Below are 9764 nucleotides of genomic sequence, written 5' to 3'. Positions count from 1 at the left end.
TCGTCCCTCAGATCGTGGCCCGGTTACCAGCGGTAATGGCTGAAGGCCTTGTTCGCCTCCGCCATCCGGTGCGTGTCCTCGCGCTTCTTGACGGCCGTGCCGCGGTTGTTCGCCGCGTCCATCAGCTCCGCCGAGAGGCGCTCTTCCATCGTGTTCTCGCCCCGCTTGCGCGAGGCCTCGATCAGCCAGCGGATCGCCAGGGCCTGGCGCCGCTCCGGGCGGACCTCCACCGGCACCTGGTAGGTCGCGCCGCCGACGCGGCGGCTGCGGACCTCGACGGCCGGCTTCACGTTGTCCATCGCCTCGTGGAACAGCCGCAGCGGGTCGCCGTTCGGGCCGACGCGACGCTTCAGCGTATCCATGGCGGCATAGACGATCCGCTCGGCGGTGCTCTTCTTGCCGTCGTACATGAGCACATTCATGAACCGGCTGAGCACCAGATCGCCGAACTTCGGATCCGGCAGAACCTCGCGCTTCTGGGCGCTATGGCGGCGAGACATTCGTGCCTCTCCTTACTTCGGCCGCTTCGCGCCGTACAGCGACCGGCGCTGGCGACGCTTGGCAATGCCCTGGGTGTCCAGCACGCCGCGCAGGATGTGGTAGCGGACGCCGGGAAGGTCCTTCACGCGGCCGCCCCGGATGAGCACCACCGAGTGCTCCTGCAGGTTATGGCCCTCGCCGGGGATGTAGCTCACCACCTCGTAGCCATTGGTCAGGCGAACCTTGGCGACCTTGCGGAGCGCCGAGTTCGGCTTCTTCGGCGTGGTCGTATAGACGCGCGTGCAGACGCCGCGCTTCTGCGGGCAGGCCTGCAGCGCGGGGACCTTGTTCCGCTTCGCGTTCGGCTCGCGCCCCTGGGCGATGAGCTGGTTGATGGTCGGCATGACGCCCCTTCAGAATCCCGTCCGTCCGTCCCGCGGCCGCGAAAAGCCAATGTGCCCGCGCGGGAAGCTGGTGCTCCCCCGCAGGCGCCCTGACCCGCCCTCGACCTGAAGCAGCCCCGGTAAGCGGGCCGCGGTGCCGAACGCGCAGCGTTGTGGACCAAACTCCCGGCCGCCCGCGCGCCTGTGCGCCCGGCCGTGCCAAGGGGCGGCTAACTACGCGCCCCAGGGCGGGGAGTCAAGCGATTGGCAACCCGACCAAGAAAAAGGCCGGGATCCCTGCGGATCCCGGCCCATTCCGGACGCGTACAGCAGCGCTATACGGCGTTATTCGGCCGCCTGGCGTCCCGCGGGCTCCGGCAGGGCCGGGGCCGAGGACGGGATGCGCGTGCGGTCGCGCTGCGCCGCCAGCGCCCGCAGGCGGTTCATCACCGAGCCCGTGCCGGCCGGGATCAGCCGGCCGACGATGACGTTCTCCTTCAGGCCGGCCAGCGTATCGACCTTGCCGGCGGTCGCCGCCTCGGTCAGCACGCGGGTGGTCTCCTGGAAGGAGGCCGCCGAGATGAAGGACGTCGTCTGCAGCGAGGCCTTGGTGATGCCCTGCAGCACCGGCTCGGCCCGCGCGGGCCGCTCCTTCGCCGCCAGACGCTTCTCGTTCTCGATGTCGAACTCGATGCGGTCCACCTGCTCGCCGATCAGGAAGGTGGTGTCGCCCGGATCGAGGATCTCCACCTTCTGCAGCATCTGCCGGACGATGACCTCGATGTGCTTGTCGTTGATCTTCACGCCCTGCAGTCGATAGACGTCCTGGATCTCATTCACCAGGTAGTTCGCCAGCGCCTCGACGCCCAGCACCCGCAGGATGTCGTGCGGCACGCGCGGGCCGTCGACCAGCGGGTCGCCGGCCTTGACGTAGTCGCCCTCCTGCACCGAGACGTGCTTGCCCTTGGGCACCAGGTATTCGCGCGGCTGCGGCGGCTCGTCGCCCACCTGGTCGGGCACGACCAGGATGCGGCGCTTCGCCTTGTAGTCCTTGCCGAACTCCACGCGGCCATCGATGTCCGAGATGATCGCGTGGTCCTTCGGCCGCCGCGCCTCGAAGAGCTCGGCCACGCGCGGCAGACCGCCGGTGATGTCGCGGGTCTTCGAGCTCTCGCGCGGCAGCCGCGCCAGCACGTCGCCCGCCTTCACCGTGCCGCCGTTCTCGACGTTGAGCACCGAGGCCGGCTGCAGGAAGTACTGCTGGGTCTGGCCGTCCTCCGAGCGCAGCAGCAGCCGCGGCCGGAGGTTGGCGTTCTTCGCCTTGTCGACCGGCTCGCGCACCACCTTCGACGACAGGCCCGTCACCGGGTCGGTCTCCTCGTAGAGCGTGACACCCTCGATCAGGTCGGCGAATTCCAGGGTGCCGGCCCGCTCGGTGATGATCGGCAGAGTGAAGGGGTCCCACTCCGCCAGCTTCTGGCCGCGTGCAACCGCCGCATTCTCCTCGGTCAGCAGCCGCGCGCCATAGGGCACGCGGTAGCGCGCGCGCTCGCGCCCCTGCGCGTCGCTCAGGATGATCTCGCAATTGCGGCTCATCACCACCGGCGCGCCGGCGCTGTTGGCGACGACGTTGCGGTTGGCGATCTTCACCGTGCCGTCCGAGGTCGCCTCGACCGCGGACTGCTCGGCGCCGCGCTGCGCCGCGCCGCCGATGTGGAAGGTGCGCATCGTGAGCTGCGTGCCCGGCTCGCCGATCGACTGCGCCGCGATGACACCGACCGCCTCGCCCACGTTCACGGGCGTGCCGCGCGCGAGGTCACGGCCGTAGCAATGGCCGCAGACGCCGGTGCGGGCGTCACAGGTGAGGACGGAGCGGATATAGACCTCCTCCACCCCCGCCTTCTCGATCAGCTCGGCATGCGGCTCCTCGATCAGCGTGTTGCGCGGCACGATGACCTCGCCGCTCACCGGGTCGGCCACGTCGCGCTGCGCCGTCCGGCCGAGGATCCGCTCGGACAGCGAGGAGATGACCTCGCCGCCGTCCATCACCGCGCGCACGGTGATGCCGCGCTCGGTGCCGCAGTCGTTCTCGACGATGATGCAGTCCTGCGCCACGTCGACCAGGCGCCGCGTCAGGTAGCCCGAGTTCGCCGTCTTCAGTGCCGTGTCGGCCAGGCCCTTGCGGGCGCCGTGCGTCGAGTTGAAGTACTCGAGGACGGTCAGGCCTTCCTTGAAGCAGTTGATGATCGGCTGCTCGATGATCTCGCCGCTCGGCTTCGCCATCAGGCCGCGCATGCCGGCGAGCTGGCGCATCTGCGCGGGCGAGCCGCGGGCGCCGGAGTGGGACATCATCCACACCGAGTTGGTGGGCTTGCCCGCCTCCTGCTTCGAGATCTCCTTCATCATCGCCTGGGCGACTTCCTCGGTGCAGCGCGACCAGGCGTCGACCACCTTGTTGTAGCGCTCACCGGCGGTGATGAGGCCGTCGAGATACTGCTGCTCGAACTCCTTCACCTCGGCCTTGGTCTTGCCGATCATCTCCGGCTTGCTGTCCGGGATGACCATGTCGTCCTTGCCGAAGGAGATGCCGGCCTTCGCCGCCTGGCGGAAGCCGAGGCCCATCAGCCGGTCGGCGAAGATCACGCTCTCCTTCTGGCCGCAATGCCGGTAGACCGTGTCGATGACGTCGGAGATCGACTTCTTCGTCAGCTGCCGGTTGATCAGGCTGTAGGGCGTGCGCGGGTCGACCGGCAGCAGGGCGCCCATCATCAGGCGGCCGGCCGTGGTCAGGACCGTCGTCATCTCCTTCGCGCCTGGCGCCGACGGTGCCGGCACGCGGGCATGGATCGCGGTATGCAGCGTGATGGCGCCGGCGGCCAGCGCCTGCTCCACCTCGCCCAGGCCGCGATAGACATGCGGGCGGAAGTTCAGCGCCTCGAGCTCGTCGGCGGCGAGGTTCTTACCGCCCTTCGCGTCGGCGCTGGCGATCAGCCGCTTCGCCTCCTCGGTCTGCACCGCGGCGGCGCGGAACTCCGGGGTCTCCAGGCTGAGGTAGTAGAGGCCGAGCACGATGTCCTGGCTCGGCACGATGATCGGCTTGCCGTTCGCCGGGCTCAGGATGTTGTTGGTCGACATCATGAGCACGCGCGCTTCGAGCTGCGCCTCGAGGCTCAGCGGGACGTGCACGGCCATCTGATCGCCGTCGAAGTCGGCGTTGAAGGCGGTGCAGACCAGCGGATGGAGCTGGATAGCCTTGCCCTCGACGAGGACCGGCTCGAAGGCCTGGATGCCCAGGCGGTGCAGGGTCGGGGCGCGGTTCAGCAGGACCGGGTGCTCGCGGATCACCTCCTCGAGGATGTCCCAGACCTCCGGCCGCTCCTTCTCCACCATCCGCTTGGCGGCCTTGATGGTGGTGGCGTGGCCGTACTTCTCGAGCTTGGAGTAGATGAAGGGCTTGAACAGCTCGAGCGCCATCTTCTTCGGCAGCCCGCACTGGTGCAGCTTCATCTCCGGCCCGACCACGATGACCGAGCGGCCGGAATAGTCGACGCGCTTGCCCAGCAGGTTCTGCCGGAACCGGCCCTGCTTGCCCTTCAGCATGTCGCTGAGTGACTTCAGCGGCCGCTTGTTGGCACCCGTGATGGCGCGGCCGCGGCGGCCGTTGTCGAAGAGCGCGTCCACCGCCTCCTGCAGCATGCGCTTCTCGTTCCGGACGATGATGTCCGGGGCGCGCAGCTCGATCAGGCGCTTCAGCCGGTTGTTCCGGTTGATGACGCGGCGGTAGAGGTCGTTGAGGTCCGAGGTCGCGAAGCGGCCGCCGTCCAGCGGCACCAGCGGGCGCAGCTCGGGCGGGATGACCGGGATGACCGACATGATCATCCAGTCGGGACGGGCGCCGCTCTCGGCGAAGGCCTCGATCAGCTTCAGGCGCTTGACCAGCTTCTTGCGCTTGGCCTCGGAGCTGGTCTCCTTCAGCTCCGTGCGCAGCCGGGTCGCTTCCTTGTTGCTGTCGATGCCGGTGAGCATGCCCTTCACCGCCTCGGCACCAATGCCGACGGAGAAGGCATCCTCGCCGAACTCGTCCATCTTCGCCTGGTACTGATCCTCGGTCAGCAACTGGTGCAGCTTGAGGTCAGTGAGGCCGGGCTCGAGGACGACATAGCTTTCGAAGTAGAGGACCTTCTCCAGCTCCTTCAGTGACATGTCGACCATGAGGCCGACGCGGCTGGGCAGCGACTTCATGAACCAGATATGCGCGACCGGCGAGGCGAGCTCGATATGGCCCATGCGCTCGCGGCGCACCTTGGCCAGCGTCACCTCGACGCCGCACTTCTCGCAGATGATGCCGCGGAACTTCATCCGCTTGTACTTGCCGCAGAGGCACTCGTAGTCCTTGATCGGCCCGAAGATGCGGGCGCAGAACAGGCCGTCCCGCTCCGGCTTGAAGGTGCGGTAGTTGATGGTCTCGGGCTTCTTAATCTCGCCATAGGACCAGGAGCGGATCTGCTCCGGCGAGGCGATCGAGATCTTGATCTGGTCGAAGGTCAGAGCCTGGCCGGTCTGACCCAGGATCTTCATCAGCTCGTTCATGCGGCCTTCCTTGTGGTCCAGCCTGCCGTCCCCGGGCGATGGGGACGGCTGCGATACGGAAAGGGGGACGCCGGCGCGCTCAGCTGCCGCGCGTCTCGAGATCGACGTTGAGGCCGAGCGACTTGAGCTCCTTCACCAGCACGTTGAAGGACTCCGGGATGCCCGCCTCGAAATTGTCCTGGTCGCGGACGATGGCCTCGTAGACCTTGGTGCGGCCGGAGACGTCGTCGGACTTCACCGTCAGCATCTCCTGCAGGGTATAGGCGGCGCCATAGGCCTCCAGCGCCCAGACCTCCATCTCGCCGAAGCGCTGGCCGCCGAACTGCGCCTTGCCGCCCAGCGGCTGCTGGGTGACGAGCGAGTAGGGGCCGATGGAGCGGGCGTGGATCTTGTCGTCCACCAGGTGGTGCAGCTTCAGCATGTAGATGATGCCGACCGTCACCTTGCGCTCGAAGGTCTCGCCGGTGCGGCCATCGGTCAGCCAGACCTGGCCGGAGCTGTCGAGCCCGGCGCGTTCCAGCATGCCCTCGATATCCGCCATGCGGGCGCCGTCGAAGACCGGCGTCGCGATCGGGATCCCCTTCTTCAGGTTCTCCGCGAGCTCGATCAGCTGGTCGTCGCTCATCGGCGCGATGTCGCGCTCGAAGACCTCCTCGCCATAGGTGGCGCGGAGATGCGCCAGCAGCTCCTCGCGCATGGCGCCGGTGCGGCGGTAGTCCTCGACCAGCTCGCCCACCTGCTTGCCAAGATTGGCGCAGGCCCAGCCGAGATGGGTCTCGAGGATCTGCCCCACGTTCATGCGCGACGGCACGCCGAGCGGGTTCAGCACGAGGTCGGCCGTCGTCCCGTCCTCGAGGAAGGGCATGTCCTCCACCGGCACGACGCGGCTGACCACGCCCTTGTTGCCATGGCGTCCCGCCATCTTGTCGCCGGGCTGGAGCTTCCGCTTCACCGCGACGAAGACCTTGACCATCTTCATCACGCCGGGCGGCAGCTCGTCGCCGCGCTGCAGCTTCTCGACCTTGCTCTCGAAGCGCTTCTGCAGGCGCTCGACGGCGGCGTCGAACTCGCGCTTCAGCGCCTCGATCTCGGCCATCGCCGCGTCGTCCTGCACGCCGATCTGGCGCCAGGTCGCCTTGGCGAACTGGTCCAGCACCTCGTCGGTGATGACGGTACCGGCCTTGACGCCGCGGAAGCCGCCCGAGGCCCTGCGGTTCAGCAGCCGCTCGCGCAGCCGGCTGTGGAAGGACCGCTCCTGGATCGCCTTCTCGTCGTCGCGGTCCTTGGCGAGCCGCTCGATCTCGGCCCGCTCGATCGCCATGGCGCGCTCGTCCTTGTCGACGCCGCGGCGGGAGAAGACGCGCACGTCGACGATGGTGCCCGCGACACCAGGCGGCAGGCGCAGCGAGGTGTCGCGCACGTCGCTCGCCTTCTCGCCGAAGATGGCGCGGAGCAGCTTCTCCTCCGGCGTCATCGGCGATTCACCTTTCGGCGTCACCTTGCCGACCAGGATGTCGCCCGGCTGCACCTCGGCGCCGATATAGACGATGCCCGCCTCGTCGAGGTTGCGCAGCGCCTCCTCGCCGACGTTCGGGATGTCGCGGGTGATCTCCTCCTGGCCCAGCTTGGTGTCGCGGGCCATGACCTCGAACTCCTCGATATGGATCGAGGTGAAGACGTCATCGCGGGCGATGCGCTCGCTGATCAGGATGCTGTCCTCGAAGTTGTAGCCGTTCCACGGCATGAAGGCGACGAGGACGTTGCGGCCGAGCGCCAGCTCGCCGAGCTCGGTGGACGGCCCGTCGGCGATGATGTCGCCGGCGCGCACGTCGTCGCCCACCTTCACCAGCGGGCGCTGGTTGATGCAGGTGGACTGGTTGCTGCGCTGGAACTTGCGCAGGCGGTAGATGTCGACGCCCCGCGTCGTGCCGTCATCGCCGGTCGCCCGCACCACGATGCGCGCGCCGTCGATGCTGTCGATCACGCCGTCGCGCCGGGCGACGATGGTCGCACCCGAGTCCCGCGCGACCGCCGCCTCCATGCCGGTGCCGACCAGCGGCGCATCGGCGCGGACCAGCGGCACCGCCTGGCGCTGCATGTTCGAGCCCATGAGCGCCCGGTTGGCGTCGTCGTTCTCGAGGAAGGGGATCAGCGCCGCGGCGACCGAGACGAGCTGCTTCGGCGAGACGTCGATCGCCGTCACCTCCTCGGGCTTGACCAGGCGGAAGTCGCCGCCCTGGCGCACCGAGACGAGTTCCGACTTGAACTCGCCGGTCTCGGCATCGACCTCGGCATCGGCCTGGGCGACCACCAGCCGCTCCTCCTCCATCGCCGAGAGGTAGCGCGGCTCGCCGACGATCTTGCCGTCCCGCACCAGGCGATAGGGCGTCTCGATGAAGCCGTACTTGTTCACCTTGGCGAAGGTGGCGAGGCTGTTGATCAGGCCGATATTCGGGCCTTCCGGCGTCTCGATCGGGCAGATGCGGCCGTAATGCGTCGGGTGCACGTCGCGCACCTCGAAGCCGGCGCGCTCGCGCGTCAGGCCGCCCGGACCGAGCGCCGAGAGGCGGCGCTTGTGCGTCACCTCCGACAGCGGGTTGGTCTGGTCCATGAACTGGCTGAGCTGGCTGGAGCCGAAGAACTCCCGCACCGCCGCCGCCGCCGGCTTGGCGTTGATCAGGTCGTGCGGCATGACGGTGTCGATATCGACCGACCCCATGCGCTCCTTGATCGCGCGCTCCATGCGCAGCAGGCCGACGCGGTACTGGTTCTCCATCAGCTCGCCGACCGAGCGCACCCGGCGGTTGCCGAGGTTGTCGATGTCGTCGATCTGGCCGCGGCCGTCCTTCAGGTCGAGCAGCACGCGGACGGTCGCGATGATGTCCTGCTTGCGCAGAGTGCGGATGGTGTCCGGCACCTCCTCGGCGGAGAAGCCGAGGCGCATGTTCATCTTCACCCGCCCGACCGAGGAGAGGTCGTAGCGCTCGGCATCGAAGAACAGCCCGCGGAACAGCGTCTCCGCCGTCTCCGGCGTCGGCGGCTCGCCCGGGCGCATGACCCGGTAGATGTCCATCAGCGCCTCGTCACGGTTGGTGTTCTTGTCCACCGTGAGGGTGTTGCGGATCCAGGGGCCGACCGACTGGTCGATGGCGAGCGTCGGCAGCCGCTCGACGCCCGCGGTCTCGATGACGGCAAGCTTCGCCTCGGTCAGCTCGTCGCCGGCCTCGGCCCAGATCTCGCCGGTGTTCAGGTCCACCAGGTCCTCGGCGACGAAGCGGCCGAGCAGGTCGGTGCGGCCGACCAGCACCTCGGTGGTGCCGCCCTCGGCGATCTTGCGGGCGGAGCGCGGCGTCAGCTTGGCGTCCTTATCGGCCACCACCTCGCCGGTCCGGGCATCGATCAGCGGCTCCTGCAGCTTCACGCCGCGGAAGGCCTCCGGGTCGAAGGGGCGCGACCAGCCCTTCGGGCCGCGGGTGAAGACGACCTGGCCGTAGAACTCGTTCAGGATCTCCTCGGCATCCATGCCGCGGATCTCGTTCGGCTCCAGGGTCTGCCCCTTCTCCGCCCGCAGCCTCTCGGTCCAGGCGGAATCGAGGGCGAGCAGCAGGGTCGAGGCCGGGAGCTTCCGCTTGCGGTCGATGCGGACGTAGCAGATGTCCTTGGCGTCGAACTCGAAGTCGAGCCAGGAGCCGCGATAGGGGATGACGCGCGCGGCGAAGAGGTACTTGCCGCTGCTGTGCGTCTTGCCCTTGTCGTGGTCGAAGAAGACGCCCGGGCTGCGGTGCATCTGGGAGACGATGACGCGCTCGGTGCCGTTGATGATGAAGGTGCCGTTGTCCGTCATGAGCGGCATGTCGCCCATGTAGACATCCTGCTCCTTGATATCGCGCACGGAACGAGAACCCGTGTCCTCATCCACGTCCCAGACGATGAGCCGGAGCCGCACCTTGAGGGGGGCGGCGAAGGTCAGGCCGCGCTGGATGCACTCCTCGACGTCGTATTTCGGCTCCTCGAGCTCGTACTGGACGAATTCCAGCCGGCCGCGGCCGGCGAAGTCGTCGATCGGGAAGACGGACTTGAAGACTTCCTGCAACCCGGCGTGAAGACGCGCATCCGGATGCACCTCCATCTGGAGGAAGGCCTCGTAGGAGGCCCGCTGCACATCGATGAGGTTCGGCATCGGCGCCACCTCGGGCAGCCGTCCGAAGCTCTTGCGGATGCGCTTGCGCCCGGTGAACGACTTCGTGATAGCGTTCATGCCTGTCCCGTGTCCCTTCCGCCCTGGCCTTCCGGCCCGGCGCCATCCTCGAT

General features: G+C 68.1%; 4 protein-coding genes. All 4 read right to left on the bottom strand.

Annotation, left to right across the window (positions count from 1 at the left end):
• Window positions 1–23 precede the first annotated feature (23 nt).
• Window positions 24–500 carry a 30S ribosomal protein S7 gene (rpsG, locus tag Q7A36_RS25285; RefSeq protein WP_226605568.1) on the bottom strand — a complete coding sequence of 159 codons (477 nt, stop codon included), beginning with the start codon at window positions 498–500 and terminating at the stop codon, window positions 24–26.
• A 12-nt stretch (window positions 501–512) separates the two neighbouring features.
• On the bottom strand, window positions 513–884 hold the full coding sequence (gene rpsL, locus Q7A36_RS25280; RefSeq protein WP_111472698.1) for a 30S ribosomal protein S12: 372 nt from the start codon (window positions 882–884) through the stop codon (window positions 513–515).
• 324 nt (window positions 885–1208) lie between these two features.
• A complete protein-coding gene (gene rpoC, locus Q7A36_RS25275; RefSeq protein WP_305106540.1) occupies window positions 1209–5453 on the bottom strand; it encodes a DNA-directed RNA polymerase subunit beta' in 4245 nt (1414 codons plus the stop codon).
• 79 nt (window positions 5454–5532) lie between these two features.
• Window positions 5533–9711, bottom strand: a complete 4179-nt coding sequence (rpoB, locus tag Q7A36_RS25270; protein ID WP_305106539.1) for a DNA-directed RNA polymerase subunit beta — start codon at window positions 9709–9711, stop codon at window positions 5533–5535.
• Window positions 9712–9764: the final 53 nt, after the last annotated feature.

The organism is Paracraurococcus lichenis (assembly GCF_030657435.1).
In the GTDB taxonomy this organism is placed as follows: Bacteria; Pseudomonadota; Alphaproteobacteria; order Acetobacterales; family Acetobacteraceae; genus Paracraurococcus; species Paracraurococcus lichenis.
The sequence above is the reverse complement of the archived record's forward strand: the minus strand, read 5'-3'. Positions and strand labels throughout refer to the sequence as shown.